We start from the raw sequence: 384 nt of genomic DNA on the forward strand, positions 1-384 counted from the left end.
GCAAAAGGGGTTCCCTGTTTTATCAGCATGGAAAGCCGGATGGCCTGCGGCGTGGGGGCCTGTCTCGGATGCGCCGTTAAAACAGTGAACGGGAACCGCCGTTGCTGCGCCGACGGGCCTATTTTTAAAGCCGAAGAGGTGATCTTTGATGACTGATCTTTCCGTTACAATTGCCGGTGTCCGCCTGCAAAACCCTGTAATCGCCGCATCAGGAACCTTTGGCTACGGCAGGGAATATGCTGATATAATTGATGTTTCCCGCTTGGGCGGTATATGCACAAAGGGGCTTACCCTGACCCCGAGGCCGGGCAATAAAGGCATCCGAGTATGGGAAACCCCGGCGGGAATGTTGAATTCCATAGGGCTTGAAAATCCCGGCATCGC

1 protein-coding gene and 1 pseudogene are annotated in these 384 nt (G+C 54.7%); both read left to right on the forward strand.

Translation table 11 applies throughout. The annotated features are described in order from the left end of the window. Positions 1-39 precede the first annotated feature (39 nt). Positions 40-156: an iron-sulfur cluster-binding protein gene (locus ACYVTD_RS17700; RefSeq protein ID WP_461248934.1), complete on the forward strand. Its 117-nt coding sequence runs from the start codon at positions 40-42 to the stop codon at positions 154-156. Next, positions 149-384, forward strand: a pseudogene (locus tag ACYVTD_RS17705) (dihydroorotate dehydrogenase); the annotation flags it as partial. The gene ACYVTD_RS17700 and the pseudogene ACYVTD_RS17705, both read left to right, overlap by 8 nt.

The organism is Treponema sp. R6D11 (assembly GCF_054786075.1).

What these genes read in the sequence shown, in the direction of transcription:
- ACYVTD_RS17700 (WP_461248934.1), top strand. Translation starts at nt 40, where the DNA reads ATGGCCTGCGGCGTGGGGGCCTGTCTCGGATGCGCCGTTAAAACAGTG.